Below are 19,964 nucleotides of genomic sequence, written 5' to 3'. Positions count from 1 at the left end.
AATATTTTTGTAGTGAACATCATAAGGGCTATTTTTTTCATTAAAAAAACCTTGATGTAAGAGCATCAAGGTCATAATTATACTAAACTATAAATCCATTTGATAGCTCAACACTAATTTCTTAGTGACAGTGGTATATATATTATATATACCCCCAGCAAAATAACCTTAAAGCTTCAGTTATACGCTTCGGCGATGTTTCCTTTCACAATAAATCAACGTTGCTTAACTCCTTATTGTTACTGATAAAAATCGCACCTCTACCTTAAATATTCACTTATAAATATGAGTATATCTCACCTTACTTTATTTAGCAACAATTAATTCCGTATTTTTTACCATATATGTTTTATAAATATTTTTTATATTTAATTAATATTTTAATATTTTTCCTCTATAATTTTATTATATTGATAAATAATAGGAGGAATTATTTATATGAATATTTTTTTCATCATTATTATTACAATAATAATGCTAATATTTAGCGTTTTTAATAATATTTTTTTAGGATACGGCTTAACTATTTCTTTAATTTTATTTTCTTTAATTGGTCTAGAGAGAAATAAAACCATTAAAGACCTTCATAAACTATATGCTTTTGAGTCTAAAAGAAGTTTTCCAATTATAAAAATTTTAATATTAATTTCAATTTTAATAAGTGTTTGGTTAAGTTGTGGAACAATTCCATCAATAGTTTATTATTCATTAAAATATATTAACCCTAACCTATTTATATTGTTTTGTTTTTTAATACCAGCTGTAACATCAATTTTAATTGGTACTTCCTTTGGTACTGTAAGCTCCATAGGTATACCTCTTATTATTATTGCACAGGCGTCTAATCTTAACTTAAATTTAGTAGGAGGAGCCATTATGTCTGGTGCATATTTAGGTGATAGATGTTCACCTTTATCTTCTAGTTTACTTCTTCTATGCAATTTAACTAACGTTGATTTATTTAAATATATTAGAAAGGTTTTCATTTTTGGTATTATTCCGACTATAATTAGTATTATTTTTTATTTATTTTTCTCCTTTAAAAATCCTTTAACTTTTATTGATAATTCACTAAGTTTAACTTTATACAATAATTTTCATATAAGTTTTATTTTATTAATACCAGCTATTATAATTATTATTTTATCGTTGAAAAAAGTTTCAATTTCAAAATCAATAACTATAAGTATAATAACATCAATAATAATTTGCCTTTTTATTCAAAAAATAACTATGATAGATTTGTGTAATTATATTATATTTGGATATAAAACGTCTTCATCTTTATCAAATATTATTAAGGGTGGCGGTATTATTTCCATGTTTAAAACTTGTTATATAATTATTATTTCATGTTGTTTAACAGGATTTTTTAGTGGATTAAATATTTTTGGAGGCTTGGAAAAGTATTTAAAGAAAATAAAACTAAATAGAAGCAAGTTATTTTTTATAACCTTATTACTTGGCTTAATAATTGCCTCTATTGGATGTAGCCAGACTATAGCTTTTATTTTAACTATAGAAATACTTAAGGATACCTATGAGAATTATAATAATGAGGATATAGCTATGGAATTTTCCAATTCCGCTATTATTACATCTGCCTTAATTCCATGGTGTATAGCTGCACTTGTTCCTACTTCAGTCTTAGGCATAAGTAATTACAAATTTATCCCATATGCCATATTTCTATATATAGTTCCAATTTGTCATTTATGTTATTGTATCTACTTGGACTATTATAAAGATAAGTTGCAAAAATTCTTTATAAGGTAGAGGCTTTCCATAAACAAATTAAGCATTATATCTCTTTATAAAAGATAGCAACAAGTTCCTAACGATCATTGAGTTATGATTTTAAAGAAGATATTATTGAAATAATTTTTTATACTTTATTAAATAAAAATAGTAATAATTTTAATTGCTTATTATCAAAATTATTACTATTTTAGCTTTAAATTTAAAATTACTTTATATCAAGTAAATCTTTTATAACCTGAGATGACATTATCAATCCTCCACATGAAGACATAAAAGGCATACTTCCTGGTAAGATTCTATGGCCATTTGATATTTTTTCCTTAACTTCTATAGGTTGTTCTGTAGAAAATACTACTTTTAAATGCTCTATTCCCCTAAATCTAAGTTCTTTTCTCATAACTTTAGCCAATGGACAAGTATGGGTATTTGAAATATCATTGATTTCTATCTTTGTTGGATCAAGTTTATTTCCCATACCCATGGAACTTATTATTGGTATATTTTTATTTAAACATATCTCAATCAAATGAATTTTTGATGAAACCATATCTATAGCATCTACAACATAATCATAATTTTGACTAAATATTTTGTTACTACTTTCCTCATTAAAAACACAGTTTACTGCATTTATATTTAAATCTTTGTTTATATCTAGTAATCTATCTTTTACTACTTGAACCTTATCTTTGTTTAAATTAGAAGTTAATCCAGGTAGTTGTCTATTAAAATCACCTTCTTCAACCTTTGCATAATCTACTATAGTTATGTTTCCCACACCGGCTCTTATTAAGGATTCTACACAAAAACTCCCCACCCCACCTACTCCAATGACAAGAACATTAGAATTTTTTAATTTTTTCATTCCTTCTTTTCCTATAAGTAAATTTGTTCTCATTGTAAAATTGCTGTCCATCTAGATTCTCCTTTAATAATTACAACTAACTCTTATATTTAGTTTTCCCTAGATTCACAAGTGTATTAATTAAATATAAAAAAATCCCTTCAAATTGTTTTATCTAACAATTTAAAGAGATTTTTATAATAAATTAAGCTATTAAACTTTCTTCTTTTTCATCTATATCTACACTTTTTCCAAGTATCTGTATTCCTATAAACATAGCTACAAATGCTAAAGGCATTATTAAATAAATTGGAAGTCCCATTCCTGCTGGTATATACCCAAATAATATTGCTATACTTCCAACAAATAAAGCATATGGCATTTGTGTTCTAACATGGTCTATATGATTGCATCCAGCACCCATTGATGAAAGTATTGTTGTATCTGATATTGGTGAGCAGTGGTCTCCAAATATAGAACCTGTAAGAACTGCACTTACACAAACTATTATATAAGACATCTCAGGACTTATTGAATGAGCTAGTGGTATAGTTAGTGGCATAAGTATACCCATTGTTCCATAAGATGTACCTGTAGCAAATGAAATTATTCCACCTAGTACAAATATTATACTTGGTAATAAAAAAGCTGGTACAGAACCTGATAATAATTGTATCAAGTATCTAGCTGTTCCAAGTTCTTTTATTACTGATGAAAGTGACCATGCACATATTAGTATTACACAAGTTATAACTAAAGTTTTCATTCCATCTACCCATATATCTAATCCTTGTGATACAGTAAATATTTTTTTACCTACACCCATTGCTATAGCAATTACACCTGCAAATAAAGCAGATTGGAATAAAGCTACTGATGCATCTGCATTAGAAAATGCTTCTCTTATTGCTACAAATGATAGTGGTGAGTTATTAAATATTTGAATTAAACTTGCATCATTTCCACTCATTATTGTGCTATAACCACTGTAGTAAAATGCAAATAATGATCCAACTATTAGTATTCCTATTGGTATTATAGCATTCCATATGTTTAATTTAACTCCTGGAAGGGGCTCTAAATCACTATGCTCATTACTTATTTTTTCATCTATATCTTTACTAGAAACTAAATTTGTATTTCCTTTTCTAGCTTTTAACTCTGCTTCTCTCATCGGCCCGAACTCTTTTAATAGTACTGCTGTTATAACTATAAATCCAAGAATCAATATATTATAAAATCTATATGGTAATGTACTTAAAAATATACTAAATGCATTTGCATTTACTCCTATAGCATTAAATCCATCTCCAATTAGGCCTACTTCTAAACCTATCCAAGTTGAAATTATTGCTATTCCTGCAACTGGTGCAGCTGTAGCATCAATTACAAAAGCAAGCCTTTCTCTTGAAACTTTCATTTTATCTGTAACTGGTCTCATCATAGGACCTATTATCAAAGAATTTGCATAGTCGTCAAAGAATACTAAAAGCCCAGCTGCCCATGTTATAAGTTGAGCACTTTTTGCACTTTTTGCCTTTTTAGCTAATGACTCAGCTATTGCTTTTGCTCCACCCATTTTAGCAACTAAATTGATCACTCCACCTATTGCTAAAACTTGAAGTATAATTCCTGCATTCCATGGGTCTGCTAATGCTCCAACAGCTCTATCAATTAAATCTAAAAATGAATTAAATAGTGCTGAAAAAACATTAATACCATTTAAGTTTAATAAAAAACCACCTGACATTACTCCAATAACCAAAGATACTATAACATTCTTAGTTATAAAAGCCAGAATAATAGCTACAAGTGGTGGTAATAATGTTAATATTCCATACTTTTGTGCATTTATTACAGCCATATCTTGTTCTGCTGCAAAACTTGTTACATTTGATATTAAAATCAATATTGTTGTCATTAATAATAATCTTACATTTCTTTTTTTCATTTTTCTTCCCCCTATGTGATAGTTGTGAATATTTCAGGGTTTTGTCATTTTAATAAAAATTGTCTTTGCTCATGTTAATAATGTCTTTTAGAACAAATTCATTATTCCATTAAGTAGTTAAAAATCAATATTTTTTAATAAAAATTATAATTTTTTGCAATAAAAAAACCTTGATGGCTTCATCAAGGTTAAAATTACACACTAAAAATATTATTAGTTCTTCTCAATGATAGCTCAACACTAAAATTAGTGACAGTTGTATATATATTTTATATACACCCAGCGATATAACCTTAAAGCCTCAGTTATACACTTCGGCAATATTTCCTTTTTTAATAAGTCATCGTGCTACCTCATTATTAATACTTATAAATATTGCGCCTCTACCTATATATTCACTTGTTTTTTATAGTATATAATATATGCTTTACAAATACAATATATTTTGTTCTAATTTATCAAAATTATATTTACTTTACTGTAATAATCTATGGGTTTATATAATAAAACACAAAACCATAAGGTATCCAATCTGATATATTTGAACTTAATAGAGAATAATTAAGCTCATCTAAAGTTATTTTTTCATCATCCAACAAGTATACATAAGTTTTATTGTTTTCTTCAAATAATTTTAAATATTTAAAGCTATATTCAAAATAATCTTCTTCTTTATCATCTCTATATTGATCTCTCGAGTCATCTTCAATCATAAAGAATTTATTGTCTTTGCATGATAAATAAGTCAGTATTGGGTCGTCTTGTTCAGTGTATTGAACTATTAATACCCTATCTTCTTTTTTCTTTTTACTATTTTTATAAAAATCATTCCATACCTTTTCATTTGCTACTATTTGTTCGTCTTCAATAACTACAATATTATTTTTTTTAGCTTTTTCAACTGTTAAATTTTTAGAGCCTCCATAAGATTTTAATAGTTCTTTTACTTTTTGCGAGTCTTTTGCTGAATATATCTTAAGTTTTTCATCATTAAAAGTATCTATAGTCTTTTCAGTATTAATGTTTTTACATCCTACTAAGCTACAAAAGGTTATACAAATAATAATATAAATTATCTTTTTCATCTTATCCCTCCTACATACTGATTATTACTATCTTCTTTTTTTTTGAAATAATTCCTTCAATTTTCATCCACTATGATTATGAAAATTGCGACAAATTCTTTAATTATTCATATTTATTAAAGGAAATACTCACATTTTGTTGAATATTAGTAAAGTGTCTGATTACAAAATTTATGGAGGAATAGACTATGCTGTTAATCAATAATACTAGTACAAATGCTTACTTTAACTTGGCTATGGAAGAATATTTTTTAAAAAATACTAATGAAGATATTTTTATACTATGGAGAAATGAAAGTGCTATAATCGTAGGTAAAAATCAGAATACATTATCTGAAATTAATTATGAGTATGTAAAACAAAATAAAATAAAAGTCGTAAGAAGACAGTCTGGTGGTGGAGCTGTTTTTCATGATTTAGGTAATATAAATTTTACATTTATTTCGTGTAATGATAATAGTTTTAGCGATTTTAAGCGATTTACTATGCCAATAATAGACGCTTTGAAAAATTTAAATATACAAGCTGAATTTTCAGGAAGAAATGATTTACTTATTGATAATCAAAAGTTTTCAGGTAATGCACAATATAATTATAAAAATAAGGTAATGCACCATGGTACTTTGTTGTTCTCATCTGAAATAAGTGATTTATCTAGTGCTCTAAAAGTAAAACCATCTAAGTTTGAAGGTAAAAGTGTAAAATCTGTTAAATCGCGTGTTACAAATATTACTAATCACTTAGAAAAGGATATGACTGTTTTAGAATTTAAAAATTACTTAATGAACTTTATAAATAGCAAATACGAAAATAATTGCATTTACGAATTAAGTAAGGAAGATATAAATGAAATAAACAAATTGGTTGAAGAGAAATATAATACTTGGCAGTGGAATTTTGGTCATTCACCTAAATATGCTCTTAATAATGAAATTAAGTATCCTGGCGGCAATATAGAATTTAGTTTAAATGTTGAGAAAGGACTGATTAAAGAAATAAAATTTTTCGGAGATTTCTTTGGTAAAAATGATGTTTCATATATAGAAGATTTGTTAAAAAATACAAATCACAATGAAGCCAGTATCAGGAGTATCTTAAATAACATTGATATAAATGACTATTTTTTAAATTGTGATATAGATATATTAGTTGATGGAATAATGTGTGTAAAATAAACTTAAAGTTAGTAAATTAAAATGAAGAATAGACCTTTTGCCTATTCTTCATGCATTCTTTTCTTTTCAAAATTATCCAAATCCTTATTTAGTTTATTACCTATTTTCCAAGCAAAAAATATGATCAAAACTAAAGTTAATACTTTCAAAGGATTTGTAATAAAACCAACGATGTCTTTCCCTATATAACTAACTATAAAAAACATAACTAATTTTCCTGCCACTACTGCAGATATAAAATCTGTAGTACGTCTTTTGGCTAATCCTTGAGATATTGTAACCACGCAAGCTGGTAAAAATGGACAAGCATAAGCAAAAAACAATAACATAAACCCTTTTTCTTCCACCCAATCAATTGCTTTTTCTACTTTTTCGTTTTTTAATAATTTAATAAATTTTTTGTTGCTAATTTTTTTAACTATTAAAAATAGACATATAGTTCCAGCTGTAGAACCTACCCATGATATTATTAACCCTTGATACATACCAAATAAAGCCGCGTTAGCAGTAACAATTGCAACTAGCGGTAGTATTGGTAGAAAACTTTCTACAAATACACTTGTCAATCCAACAATAATAGACAATAACCAATAATCATTTACTATATTATATATGTTTTGAATATATTCCATAAGTATCTCCTTTTTATGATCTAAAATTATTATATCATAATAAGTTTTATTTAAATCTATTATGAATAAATTTTCATTTTTTCTTAACAATTTGGCCTGATATACCCCATTTTCTTAATATTTTCTTACTATTTTGTTATTAATTCTTTTAATTTATACAATGAAAAAAGATTGCTAAAAAGCAATCTTTTTATTTTATAACTTGTCTTACGTGTAAATCCATTTGTGGATATGGTATTGAAATCTTTTCTTCATCAAATCTAATTTTAACTTGTTCTAATAAATCATAATATACATTCCAATAGTCAGGTGTATTTACCCAAACTCTTACAGCAAATTTTAAAGAACTCGGTCCTTGTTCAAATAATCCAACAAATGGCTCTGGATAATCAAGAATTAGTTTATTTTTAGATACTATTTCTTTTAATACACTTCTAACTTTTAAAATATCACATTCATATCCTGCTGAAAATGTTAAATCGACTCTTCTAGTTTCTTTTGTAGAATAATTTATTAAACTTCCGTTTGATAAGGTTCCATTTGGTATTAATACAACTTTATTATCTGCCGTTGTTAAAGTTGTATAAAATACTCCAATTTGTTCAACTGCTCCTTCAAATTGATCAGCTTGGATATAATCTCCAACTTTAAATGGTCTAATAAGTAAAATTATAAATCCTCCAGCAAAGTTTGATAAACTGCCTTGAAGTGCAAGACCTATGGCAACTCCAGCTGAAGCAACTATAGCTGCTAATCCTGACAATTCTAGATCCCAATATGCTCCTGCAATTACAAGCACTAATAAACATTTTAAAGATATACTTATAAATGACCTTGTGAATTTCACTAATGTCATATCTATATTTCTTTTTTCCGCAAAGATTACAAATTTTTTGGATAATCTATTTATTATTTTAAATCCTATTATTATTAAAATTGTACCTATTATTAATTTTGTTCCACTATTTAGTGCCCAATCTAGTATTTTGGTAGCCATGGTTTCCATGGTCATATTTTTAAAATTCATATTTTGTATTTCTTCAAGCATCAATTTCCCTCCAAGTCTATTACATATATAAATAAAATAATACACTTTTTTGCAAAAATTGTCTAGAATAGTTATAAATAATTATAGTAAAACATATCATGTAAATTTATGTAATTAGTCTATTACATGGTAATCCTTGCTTGTGTAATATATTTCTACAGGTTTTTCTTGACTACTAAATAAAAGAGGTGTAAGAGAATAAGCATAGCTTCCAGCATTATTTATGAAGATCAAATCGTTGATTTCAGCCTTAGTTAGAAGTATATCTTTTCCTAAAATATCAACAGCCGTACATAAATTTCCTCCTATGGTAACTATCTCTTTATTATTTTCTTCTTTATCTTCCCTCTTTATTAAACTTATTGTATAAGAATCATAAGAAGTAAAAAGTGGTTCCATCATTTTTAAATTATCTTTTTTGTTAGTATAAGAAACAATAAGCTCACTAATAGTTGGTTTAAAAAAACCATTGTATCCATTTTGTACGATTAGATATTTCCTACCTCTTGATTCTTTAATATCAATTATAGGTGTAACGTAAGCTCCACTTTTACAAACTAAAAATCTTCCACTTTCTATAATAAATCTAGCATTTAACTTTTGTTTATATTTTCTAATTAACACATTTGACATTTCACTAAGTTTATCAATATCTAAATGTTCATAAGAATTTCCATATGATATCCCTAGTCCTCCACCAAAATTAATAAACTTAAGATTAAATTTCATCTTTTCTTTACAAAATAATGCAAGGTTTAATACATATTCATAATAATTGTGAATTATTTCATAATCTAGAATTTGTGACTGAAGATGTACATGAATTCCAACAATCTCAATATTACTTAGATTGTCTATAAAATTTTTATTTTCTATCAATGTCTCTTCATCTACGCCATATTTGCTGCTTATAGATTCTCCACCAAACATATTATAATTAGCATTAATCCTTAACCCAACTTCTAAGTTAGTTTTTCTTTCTTTTCCTATTTCATTTAATAAACTTAATTCATTATAACTATCAGCTGTAATTATGCATTTATCAATAGATTCTTCAATGTCTTTTCTTCTTTTACCTGGTGCAGAATAAATTATATTATTTTTATTAATATTTGCTGTATTTGATATTTGTACTTCCTTTGTAGATGCAGCATCTGAGCCTATATTATTTTTACTCATTAAATCCAATATGTGTTTATTTGGATTAGTTTTGACTGAGTATAAAATTTCAAACTCTTTAAATTTATCTTTTAAAATATTTATAGATTTTAAAATTTCTTCTTCATCATACACATAAAATGATTTGTTTATCTCACACATTAATTGTCTCAAATTATTATTATCTAACATCATCATTCTCCCCAAATTTATTTTAATATTCTTTATATTCCTATAAAATTCTATATTTCCTGTACTTATCCTTTATTGTTGTATGGGATTAAACTTATTGAAGATTCTTATTGATGTTAATCAAAAAAATCTTCCTTATCTATTGAATGAAGGAAGATTTTCTATTACATTAACGGTGAAAATAACCGAAGTATTAGTCTACCAAATTTTACTGGCCATTTTATATTTTCACACTCTTTTAAACTTATTTTTTGGCAAAGTTCCAATGTTTCATTAAAATCATCTTTTACTTTTAATACACTCTCTGTTTTATACAACCATGCTCCACATTCAAAATGAAGATATAAACTTCTAAAATCTAAGTTAATACTTCCTACTACTGCATATTCATCATCAACTACAAAAGTTTTAGAATGCATAAAGCCTGGCGTATATTCATAAATTTTTATACCGTCCTTTATAAATGAGTGATAATAAGATTTTGTAACTGCATGAACAAACCATTTATCAGGTATATGTGGCGTTACAATTCTTACATCTACGCCTGACTTTGATGCTATTTTCAATGCAGTTGCCATTTCGTTATCTATTATTAAATATGGAGTATTAATATATATATAGTTTTTCGCCTTATTTATTAAATTTAAATATACAGTCTCTCCAATAGGTTCATTGACTAATGGACTATCATCAAAGGGCTGTATATATCCATTACTTAAATATTTTTCATTTGTATAATTTTTAGGTTTATACTTTAAGTAATCATCATTTGTATTATTTATAAAGTCCCACATACTTAAAAACATAACAGTTAAATTAAAGACTGCCTCCCCCTTAATTAGTATAGCAGCATCTTTCCAGTGACCATATTTTTCATAAGTATTAATATATTCATCAGCCAAATTAATTCCGCCCATAAAACCTACATATCCATCAATTACTGCTATTTTTCTATGATCTCTATTATTTAATCTATTTGTAAATAAAGGTACAAATGGATTGAATACTCTACACTTAATACCATGTTTTTGTAATTCATCTGCATATTTATATGGTAATTTCATTACACATCCAACATCATCATAAATAACTCTAACATCTACTCCTTCTTTAACTTTTTCCTTTAAAATATCTAAAATAGTGTTCCACATTATACCTTCTTCAATAATAAAATACTCTAGAAATATGAAGTATTTTGCCTTTTTTAGTTCCTCAATTAATTTTTCAAACTTGACTTCTCCTGGTGACAAATATTCATTATAACAGTTTTCATATATTGGGCAATTTGCATAATCCAATATATATAAGGACTGATTCTTAGCATACTCACTTTCTTTTTCTAATCTTTTCAAAACATCATAATCTTGAATTAAGGATGACTTCATTTTTATATTTTGATTTTTCATTTTTTTCTTTTCTCTTTTACTTAATTTATTACCTCCGTATATAAGATAAAAAGTTCCCCCAAATATGGGTAATATTAATATTGGTACTATCCATGCAATTTTATAACTAGGATTACTTTTTCCATTTAATATATATATTACTAAAATACAACCAAGTATTAGAGATATTAAATAAAAGTATAAAAAGTATTCTCTACTCTGTAAAATAACTAAAATAATAATATATATCTGTACTGCCAAAGTTAAAAAGAAAAATATTAATCTTTGGATAGAATTTTTATATGGTTTTTTCATATATATTTTAATTTTCTCCCCTTTTAAATTTCACATATATAACTAGTATATATTAATTTGCGCTTTGTTGTGAAAATTTTACAATAAAAAAAAGACTTAGAAATATCTAAGTCTCTTTAGTTTATAGTTATTATTTTTACCTTTATTGTTAGCAAGTAATACTTTATCATTTTTAATATAATAATAAGCTTACAAATTTTTAAGTTTTTCTTCTATCATTTGTTTTGCTACTGGAGGATTTGCTTTTCCTTTTGAAACTTTCATAACTTGCCCCATTAAAAATCCAACAGCTTGAGTTTTTCCAGCTTTAAAATCTTCTATTGATTTAGGATTATTTTTTAAAACTTCATCAACAAGTTTTTCTATTTCATCAGAACAACTAATTTGAGATAATCCTTTTTCTTCAATAATTTCTAAAACAGGTCTATCACTTTTAAACATTTCTTTAAATACTTCTTTTCCTGCCGTATTACTTATTTTACCTTCTTCTATCATATTAAATAATCTTACTAAGTTTTTAGGTGAAATTTTTATATCTTCTACTTCCATATTATTTGCATTTAATAAACGAAGTAAGTCTCCTAATATATAATTTGAGGCTGTTTTAGGATTTGCTCCTTCATTTACAACATCTTCGTAAAACGCAGCAAGTTTTTTACTTCCTATTATTATATAAGCATCTTTTTCACTTAAGTTATACTCCTTCACAAATCTTGCTCTTTTTTCTATTGGCATTTCAGGTAGTGATTTTTCTATAGTATCAACTTTTTCTTGTTCTATTATAATAGGTGTTAAATCTGGTTCGGGAAAATATCTATAATCATGAGCTTCTTCTTTTGAACGCATTGGTAAAGTTTTACCTTTTCCAGCATCCCATCTTCTTGTTTCTTGTTTTATTTTATATTCTTCGCCATATTGATATAATTCTTTTTGTCTTTTTTCTTCTTTTTCTAAAGCCTTTTGAACCTCTCTAAAAGAGTTTATATTTTTTATTTCTACTTTTGTTCCGTATTCTTCTCTACCATAAGGTCTTATAGATATATTAGCATCACATCTTATAGAACCTTGGTCCATACGACAATCTGATATTTCAGCATATTCAAGTATTCCTTTTAATTCTCTCATAAATGCTGCTGCTTCTCCTGGAGATCTTAAATCTGGCTCAGTAACAATTTCTACTAAAGGTACGCCTGCTCTATTGTAATCTATTAGGGATACTGATTCATCTTCTAGATGTACAAGTTTTCCTGCATCTTCTTCTATATGTATTCTGTTAATTCTAACAGATACTTTTTTTCCTTCGTAATTAAAATCAACAATACCATTTACACACATAGGTAAATCGTATTGTGATGTTTGATAGTTTTTAGTTAAGTCTGGATAAAAGTAGTTTTTTCTATCCATTTTATTATAATTATTTATGCTACATCCTATAGCTCTTCCAGCTTTTATGGCTAAATTAACAACTTCTTCATTTAATACTGGTAGAGTTCCTGGTATTCCAAGGCATATTGGACATGTATTTTCATTTGGTTTAGCTCCAAATTCTGTTGAGCAAGAGCAAAATATTTTTGTATTTGTTTTTAGTTCTGCATGTATTTCCAAACCAATAACAGTTTCTAGTAACATAAATTACACTCCTCTCTCAAAGCTAAGATTTAGTTTTTTCTCTAATGCATAAGCAACTTTATATATTTTATCTTCTGTGAATACATCTCCTATTAATTGAACTCCTATAGGTAATCCTTCTTTACTTTTGCCCCCTGGCATTGATAGTGCTGGTACTGTTGCTAAGTTAATATTTATAGTATAAATATCTGCCAAATACATAGCTGTTGGATCTTCGCATCTTTCTCCTATTTTAAAGGGAAGTATAGGAGATACTGGTCCCATAATAATGTCGTATCTTTTAAAAGCTTCTTTAAAATCTTTTTTTAATTTTGCTCTAAACTTTTGTGCTTTGTTGTAACAAGCATCATAATATCCTGAAGATAAAGCATAAGTGCCAAGCATAATTCTTCTTTTTACTTCTTTACCAAATCCTTCACTTCTACTTTTTTCAACTAAGTCTTCTACAGAGTTATAGTCTTTTGCTCTATATCCATATCTTATGGAGTCAAATCTTGCTAAGTTAGAGCTGGCTTCTGCTGAAGATATTATATAGTAAGGGGCTAATCCATCTTTTGTAGATGGTAGTGAAAATTCTTCTACTTCTGCTCCAAGTTCTTTCAAAGCTTTTATATCTTCAAATATAACTTCTTTTATTTCTTCATTTAGCCCTTCTTCTTCAATAAACTCAACAGGTATGCCTATTTTCATTCCTTTTATTCCTGAATCTATTCCTAAAGTATAATCTTTTACTTGAAGATTTTTAGCAGTAGTTCCATCTAAATCATCTTTTCCTATTAATATATTTAGTAAATAAGCATTATCTTCCACAGTCATAGAAAACGGTCCTATTTGGTCTAGAGAAGAACCAAAGGCAATCAAGCCAAATCTAGATACTAATCCATAAGTTGGTTTCATACCAACTATGCCACAAAATGATGCTGGCTGTCTAATAGATCCTCCTGTGTCTGAACCTAAAGCAAGTGGAACCATCTCAGATCCGACTGCAGCTGCTGATCCTCCGGAAGATCCTCCTGGTACTCTAGATATATCTATTGGATTTTTTGTAATCTTAAAGGCTGAGTTTTCTGTTGATGAACCCATAGCAAATTCATCTAAATTGGTTTTACCTATTAGTATGGCATCTTCTTCTTGTAATTTTTTTATAACTGTTGCATCATAAGGAGGTAAGAAATCTTCTAACATTTTAGATGCACATGTTGTAGTCACACCCTTTGTGCAAAGATTATCTTTTATAGCAATAGGTATACCAGCTAGCTTTCCAACCTTTTCACCTTTTTTAATTTTTTCATCTAATTCTTTAGCCTTTTTTAAAGCTTTTTCTTCTTGAAATAATAAAAATGCATTTATATCATCTTCTTTTTCTTTTATATTTTTTATATAATAACTTACTACCTCTTCACATGAAATTTCTTTACTTTGTATTTTATTTACTAGCTCTTTTATACTATATCTTTTCATTTAAACCTCCTCTTACTCAATGATTTTAGGAACTTCTACGGAAGTTTCTCTCATCTTTTTAGAATTTGTATATAAATCATCTATTTCCCATTTTTTGCATATATCTTTTCTAACTACTGCAACTTTCGGTCTTTCTATTTCCACATCTTCTAAGTCCAGTTTATCTAGTGTTTTAAATTGCTCTAGTATATTTTCAAACTCTACTGCAAAAACTTCTGCATCTTCTTCACTAAATTGAAGTTTTGCTAAATTTGCAATATATCTAACATCTTCCTTTGTAATTGCCATTTTCTTCACCCTTTCAGTAATTTCTTTATGGAGTTAATCCAAATTTTATTATATTTTCTTTTAACATTTCATAATCATTAATTCTTTGTCCACCTGTAGTTATTTCCAGACAATCGTATATTAAGTCAAAGCTCTTAGTTAATTCTTTGTTTTCATCATCTGGCATTGTATACATCGGTCTTTTACTAACAGGATATTTTGTTAAAAACACAAAATCACAGTTGTATTTTTCTTTAACATATTTAGAAATTAGCACTTCACCTTGTGCATCTATATTTCCAATTGGAGATTTTTTATTATATTTATTTAGCAGTATTTCATGGGCTTCTTGTAAGGTTATTCTTGGAATAGATACCTCTCTTGGTAAGTCTATTTTATACATATCAAGTTCTTTTTTTCAAACTTTATTTAAGTGATTCAATAAATAATTTATAAAACCTTCTTCCAAATCCAGCTCCTACAATCATTTGTCTATAAAATTGAATAGACTGTGCTAAGAAAGATCTTCTATCAAAATAATTTACAGTAAACATTTCAGAACCACCTTCTGTTGATGAATCAATAATCTTAGCTGTATAAATTTGTTCAAAATTTTTTTCTTTTAGATAATTTCTAAAAGCTGTTTCGATTTCACTTTGAACTTTAAATATTGCTCTTATTTCTGGTCTTCTAAGGGATATTGTTCTATGGTCTAATTGAGTTTCTAAAGCTGTTTTATTTTTAAGACTGTTAATTTCAAATGGAAGTTTGTCATAATAAGTATTTCCTGTAACTTTAATTTCTTCAGCTATTATTTCTATTTTACCAGGTGCTTTTTCATTGCTACATACTTTTACAAGTACTTCTACAGCATTTTCTAGCCTTAAATTTTTAACTTGTTCCTTTTTACATACTAATTGAATAACACCTGATTTATCCATTAACTTTACAAATACTACACGGATTAAATCAGTTATTTTGTATATCCACCCCCTAAGTAGCACTATTTGATTTATACAATCATTTAATTCATTTATAAACATTTTTTATAAATCTTTATCTTTACCCTTGTTATTAAATACTCTTTCAAAGTGTGGCATTTTCTCCAATCTTTTCTTTTATTATTTTTATACATTAAAAAATCCCTGAAATTAAAAAACGCCCCTATACAAAAGTATAGGGACGTGATATTTACGCGGTACCACCCTAGTTTACTATTTTTAGTCCACCTTAATTACGTACAGAATAATATTCGATACGTTTCCTTCATAACGATAGGATTCCGTTTAGGTCTACTCTTTAAAATAAATTTCGTCTAACAACTCCAAAGTGTTCTTCAACTAAATTATCATACAGAGCTTCCACCGTCCTTTACTCGCTATAAATCAATATGTAGTTAACTCTCTTTTTCATAGTATTTTTCTATATATTTTTAATATTGTAAATTAACTTACAAGTAAAATCAACAATTTTTATTATTATCTCACTTATATAATGATTGTTATTATTTACTGTTCAAAAGTATTATATTCAAAAAATATATATGTTCATGCATTTTTAGGTTTCTATAAAATATTCATTTAACAAACTAAAAAACTCTTTTTCATGTTTCGCTTCATCCTTACACATTTCATTTAGTGCATTATAAATAGTATCTAAACCAAGTTCTTTAGCTTTTTTAGCTAATTTCAATTTGCTTTGCATTGCTTCATATTCATCTTCTATAATTACTTTTAAATTTTCCTTCGTCCATGGTTTAACAACTTCTCCCAAAAGTTCTGCCAAAATAGATGCATGATTAGCTTCTTCATAAGCTATTTTTTTATATACTTCTCCTACCTTTAAGTATCCTTCTTTCATGGCAATTTTACTCATAGCCAAGTACATTCCTACTTCTAAGCATTCTTTAGAAAAAATGGTCCTTAAGTCGTAAATCATTTTGTCATCTGCATCTTTTGCTATTCCTATATTTTCACAAATATCAAATATTTTTTGTTCTTCTTTTATGTTAATTTTTTCGAATTCTTCATAAGGACAATTACAAATAGGGCAAGTTCTTGGTTTCTCATTTTCAATAATATATCCACATATTGGGCAAATCCACTTATTCATTCACATTTCCTTCCTAATTTTTCCTTTATTTTATTCCATACTTATATTATGAATATCTTTATATTATTTTATTCTTCATATATTTAATTATAATTTTCAAGTTTTATTTAAGAATAATAAGTGTGTATATTAAATATATTGTAAGTAATAAGAATTATTAATAATGGTTTGATTATTGCCAAGGAGGACATATTTATGGGATTTTTAACAATATTATTAACTGGATTTGCTTTAGCCATGGATGCCTTTGCTGTCTCAGTAACAAAGGGTATGACCCTTAGAAAAATTACATCCTTTATATCTTTTAAAATTGCTTTTTTCTTTGGTTTATTTCAAGGATTAATGCCCTTTATTGGATGGTTTGTAGGCATTAGGTTTCAATTATATATAAAAGCTGTAGATCATTGGATTGCATTATTTCTATTATCTTTTATTGGTCTTAAAATGATATTTGAAGCCTATGAAGATAGCAACAATCCTGAAATAACAGTAACATGTGATGGTGAATTAGATAACACAGAATTAATAATTTTATCCATTGCTACTAGTATAGATGCTCTTGCTGTTGGAATTAGCTTTGCATTTTTAAATGTACATATTATACCCCTTTGTTTAAGCATAGGCCTAATTACCTTTGTCTTATGTTTTTTAGGCGTTATGATTGGAAAATTTTTAGGCCCAGTATTTAAAAATTACTCTCAGATTATAGGAGGCATAATATTAATTCTTATAGGTATTAATATTTTAAATGAACACACTAATTTTATTTATAAAATGTTAAATTAATTTACATACTAAAAAACTGTAGATACTAAAATCTACAGTTTTTTAATTATATACTTAAATTTAATAATGATATACTCTCTCCACTCTACTACCTATACAACTTAAGGTTTCATTTGTTATTGTTCCACTTAGTCTGCTCAATTGGTTTACTGGTAAATAAAAGCCTCCATCTTGACCAAACAATGTTACAATATCTCCTTCTTTAATATTATCAATATTAGTTACATCTACCATTGTTTGATCCATACAAACATTACCTACTATTCTTCCATATTGACCATTTATTAAGACTTTAAAATCTTTTTTAGATACTGCTCTAGAAAATCCATCTGCGTATCCAATAGTAATAGTAGCTATTTTCATTGGAGTTGATGTAGTAAAGTTATTACCATAACCTATGTTCTCACCAGCTTCTACTTCTTTTACCATAGCTACTCTACATCTTAGTGACATTGTGGGCTTTAATTGTTCATTATCTGGCAATTTACTTAATATAGCGTCACATGGATCACAAGGAACACCGTATAATATAATACCTGGTCTGGCTAAGTCTCTATGTATTTCTCTATAGGATGCTATACCGTAAGAGTTTTGTAAATGAACTTTTCCTAAATTTAAATTTTCATCTTTTAATTTATCAATTATATAATCAAAATTTTCAATTTGCTTTCTTGTAAATAATATATCTTCTTCTGCCTCACTATCAGCTCTACATAAATGAGAGAATATACCTGTAATATCCATATTTTTTAATTTAAATATTGACTTAATATCATCTAGGTTATCTCTATTTTCACCTATTCTGTTCATACCAGTGTTAAGTGCTACATGACATTTAACAGTTCCTGGTAACTCACTTAAACTTTTAGCATATTCACTATTTATTAAAGTCTGAGTTAAATTGTATTCTATCAACTCTTCTTTTTGACAAACAGGTGTATAACCTAAAACTATTATTTCACCTTTAATATTTCCTTTTCTTAATTTTATAGCTTCACTAATACATGCTACTGCTAGATATTTTATTCCTATACTTTCAAAATAACTAGCTACTTCTAATGCACCATGTCCATAAGCATTTGCCTTTACTACTCCTACAATTTCACAGTTTTTGTCTAACATCGTTGAAATCACATCTATATTATGTTTGAAATTAGTTAAATTAATTTCTGCAAAAGCTCTTAACTTAGAAGTATCTATTTCGTCTCTACTCTTATAAATCTTTTTTATCATTGTATTTTCCCCCCCTAACATACCCTTCAGTAAAAAATTTATATTATTTTATACATAAACTCTATCTTAATTATAGCATATTTTCTGATTATTAATAATATTCCATCAAATTTATAATAAAAAATAAGCCATAAAAATGGCTTATTTTTTATTATAAATCATATTCATTTGTGGTTATATGATTTAGTTTTTTCTTCTTTTACACTTTATTCGCCTTTGTTCTCTGAACAATGAGGACACTCTTCTCTTTTTAATCTTTTAGAATTAAACTCATCAACCGCTTTTTCCAATGCTTCTTTTTCTTCCTCTTCTTGTCTTATAAATTCATCTTCATAAAACTGCATTTTTTCTTTTTCTTTAAAAATTTCTTCTATTTCATCTTCATAATATCTTGCCAATCTTTTATCTTCAATTATTCCTAGCAACTTTCTTGTACCAATATATGCTGCTGCACCTACTCCTGCAGTTACTGCACCAAATATTACGGCTTTTTTTACTTTTTGGTTTATATCCCTGTAGTGTTCAAAATATTCAATACTTTTCATATTAAATTCTCCTTCCTTAAAAGGTTATTATATATAAATAGTATTTGTATTTTTACATAAAAAAGTTATAAATTTTAATATTAATATTTGTAATTAATATGTAAATTTCAATAATATAACATTATAGGAAATAATTCCATAAAAAATTCGCTTCGCTCATATCGCCAACGAGATGCCTTAGCTACCGCTTCAGGCAACTCCGTTGCTCAAAAATACATTTTTTACATTTCCTAAATGAGTTGATATAACTTAATTCCAGAGTTTATCAACAGCGTAAATTCAACTATAGTTTCCTTATATGTAAAAAAGCTAAACTAATAATTAGTTTAGCTTATATTTATTAAAATTCGTTAAGGAAGTGGTTTTACTGTTATCTACCCAAAAT

At 26.9% G+C, this 19,964-nt stretch carries 18 protein-coding genes, 2 riboswitches and 1 other annotated feature; of the genes, 3 read left to right on the top strand and 15 right to left on the bottom strand.

What is annotated here, in order from left to right; all coding sequences use genetic code 11:
• Positions 1-95: 95 nt before the first annotated feature.
• Positions 96-271, bottom strand: a riboswitch (Lysine riboswitch).
• 167 nt (positions 272-438) lie between these two features.
• Positions 439-1,776 (top strand): Na+/H+ antiporter NhaC family protein, encoded by a 1,338-nt coding sequence (locus tag K0040_RS21475; RefSeq protein ID WP_369123727.1) that lies wholly within the window; start codon positions 439-441, stop codon positions 1,774-1,776.
• 190 nt (positions 1,777-1,966) lie between these two features.
• Here K0040_RS21475 and K0040_RS07780 read toward each other — a convergent pair whose 3' ends face one another.
• The 3 genes from K0040_RS07780 to K0040_RS07770 all read right to left on the bottom strand — a co-directional run bounded on the left by K0040_RS07780 (position 1,967) and on the right by K0040_RS07770 (position 5,641).
• Complete coding sequence (locus K0040_RS07780; protein WP_228108355.1) at positions 1,967-2,677, bottom strand: tRNA threonylcarbamoyladenosine dehydratase; 711 nt, start codon at positions 2,675-2,677, stop codon at positions 1,967-1,969.
• A gap of 133 nt (positions 2,678-2,810) precedes the next feature.
• Positions 2,811-4,556 (bottom strand): Na+/H+ antiporter NhaC family protein, encoded by a 1,746-nt coding sequence (locus K0040_RS07775; RefSeq protein WP_228108354.1) that lies wholly within the window; start codon positions 4,554-4,556, stop codon positions 2,811-2,813.
• 222 nt (positions 4,557-4,778) lie between these two features.
• Positions 4,779-4,950: riboswitch (Lysine riboswitch) on the bottom strand.
• A 94-nt stretch (positions 4,951-5,044) separates the two neighbouring features.
• Positions 5,045-5,641: a DUF4362 domain-containing protein gene (locus tag K0040_RS07770; RefSeq protein ID WP_228108353.1), complete on the bottom strand. Its 597-nt coding sequence runs from the start codon at positions 5,639-5,641 to the stop codon at positions 5,045-5,047.
• A gap of 188 nt (positions 5,642-5,829) precedes the next feature.
• On the opposite strand from K0040_RS07770, the gene lplA reads away from it, so the two are divergent.
• Entirely contained in the window at positions 5,830-6,816 is a 987-nt protein-coding gene (gene lplA / locus K0040_RS07765; RefSeq protein ID WP_228108352.1) for a lipoate--protein ligase, read from the top strand.
• A gap of 41 nt (positions 6,817-6,857) precedes the next feature.
• Here lplA and K0040_RS07760 read toward each other — a convergent pair whose 3' ends face one another.
• The 10 genes from K0040_RS07760 to K0040_RS07715 form a co-directional block, all read right to left on the bottom strand.
• On the bottom strand, positions 6,858-7,538 hold the full coding sequence (locus tag K0040_RS07760; RefSeq protein WP_228108351.1) for a TVP38/TMEM64 family protein: 681 nt from the start codon (positions 7,536-7,538) through the stop codon (positions 6,858-6,860).
• A gap of 100 nt (positions 7,539-7,638) precedes the next feature.
• Positions 7,639-8,496, bottom strand: coding sequence for a mechanosensitive ion channel family protein (locus K0040_RS07755; RefSeq protein ID WP_331476285.1), 858 nt, complete (start codon positions 8,494-8,496; stop codon positions 7,639-7,641).
• Between the two features lie 114 nt (positions 8,497-8,610).
• Complete coding sequence (locus tag K0040_RS07750; RefSeq protein WP_228108350.1) at positions 8,611-9,846, bottom strand: diaminopimelate decarboxylase family protein; 1,236 nt, start codon at positions 9,844-9,846, stop codon at positions 8,611-8,613.
• Positions 9,847-10,010: 164 nt separating this feature from the next.
• The gene (gene cls / locus K0040_RS07745) at positions 10,011-11,546 is read right to left on the bottom strand and encodes a cardiolipin synthase (RefSeq protein WP_228108349.1); all 1,536 of its coding nucleotides are present in this window, start codon (positions 11,544-11,546) and stop codon (positions 10,011-10,013) included.
• A 189-nt stretch (positions 11,547-11,735) separates the two neighbouring features.
• The gene (gatB, locus tag K0040_RS07740) at positions 11,736-13,175 is read right to left on the bottom strand and encodes an Asp-tRNA(Asn)/Glu-tRNA(Gln) amidotransferase subunit GatB (RefSeq protein WP_228108348.1); all 1,440 of its coding nucleotides are present in this window, start codon (positions 13,173-13,175) and stop codon (positions 11,736-11,738) included.
• Positions 13,176-13,178: 3 nt separating this feature from the next.
• Positions 13,179-14,636 (bottom strand): Asp-tRNA(Asn)/Glu-tRNA(Gln) amidotransferase subunit GatA, encoded by a 1,458-nt coding sequence (gene gatA / locus K0040_RS07735; protein WP_228108347.1) that lies wholly within the window; start codon positions 14,634-14,636, stop codon positions 13,179-13,181.
• 12 nt (positions 14,637-14,648) lie between these two features.
• Entirely contained in the window at positions 14,649-14,924 is a 276-nt protein-coding gene (gene gatC, locus K0040_RS07730; protein WP_228108346.1) for an Asp-tRNA(Asn)/Glu-tRNA(Gln) amidotransferase subunit GatC, read from the bottom strand.
• A 25-nt stretch (positions 14,925-14,949) separates the two neighbouring features.
• Positions 14,950-15,306, bottom strand: a complete 357-nt coding sequence (locus K0040_RS07725; protein WP_228108345.1) for an amino acid--tRNA ligase-related protein — start codon at positions 15,304-15,306, stop codon at positions 14,950-14,952.
• Positions 15,307-15,328: 22 nt separating this feature from the next.
• The gene (locus tag K0040_RS07720) at positions 15,329-15,946 is read right to left on the bottom strand and encodes an amino acid--tRNA ligase-related protein (RefSeq protein WP_228108344.1); all 618 of its coding nucleotides are present in this window, start codon (positions 15,944-15,946) and stop codon (positions 15,329-15,331) included.
• Positions 15,947-16,078: 132 nt separating this feature from the next.
• Positions 16,079-16,325 (bottom strand) — a binding site (T-box leader).
• A gap of 135 nt (positions 16,326-16,460) precedes the next feature.
• Positions 16,461-17,015, bottom strand: coding sequence for a ferritin family protein (locus K0040_RS07715; protein WP_228108343.1), 555 nt, complete (start codon positions 17,013-17,015; stop codon positions 16,461-16,463).
• Between the two features lie 195 nt (positions 17,016-17,210).
• Between K0040_RS07715 and K0040_RS07710 the strand changes: the two genes are divergently transcribed.
• Positions 17,211-17,801 (top strand): manganese efflux pump MntP, encoded by a 591-nt coding sequence (locus tag K0040_RS07710; protein ID WP_228108342.1) that lies wholly within the window; start codon positions 17,211-17,213, stop codon positions 17,799-17,801.
• Between the two features lie 60 nt (positions 17,802-17,861).
• Here the strand turns inward: K0040_RS07710 and vanT are convergent, their stop codons facing one another.
• Both vanT and K0040_RS07700 read right to left on the bottom strand, forming a co-directional pair.
• Positions 17,862-19,034: a serine racemase VanT catalytic subunit gene (gene vanT, locus K0040_RS07705; protein WP_228108341.1), complete on the bottom strand. Its 1,173-nt coding sequence runs from the start codon at positions 19,032-19,034 to the stop codon at positions 17,862-17,864.
• A 206-nt stretch (positions 19,035-19,240) separates the two neighbouring features.
• Positions 19,241-19,579 (bottom strand): hypothetical protein, encoded by a 339-nt coding sequence (locus K0040_RS07700; RefSeq protein WP_228108340.1) that lies wholly within the window; start codon positions 19,577-19,579, stop codon positions 19,241-19,243.
• Positions 19,580-19,964 lie beyond the last annotated feature (385 nt).

Source organism: Terrisporobacter petrolearius (genome assembly GCF_020748185.1).
GTDB lineage: Bacteria > Bacillota > Clostridia > Peptostreptococcales > Peptostreptococcaceae > Terrisporobacter > Terrisporobacter petrolearius.
The sequence above is the reverse complement of the archived record's forward strand: the minus strand, read 5'-3'. Positions and strand labels throughout refer to the sequence as shown.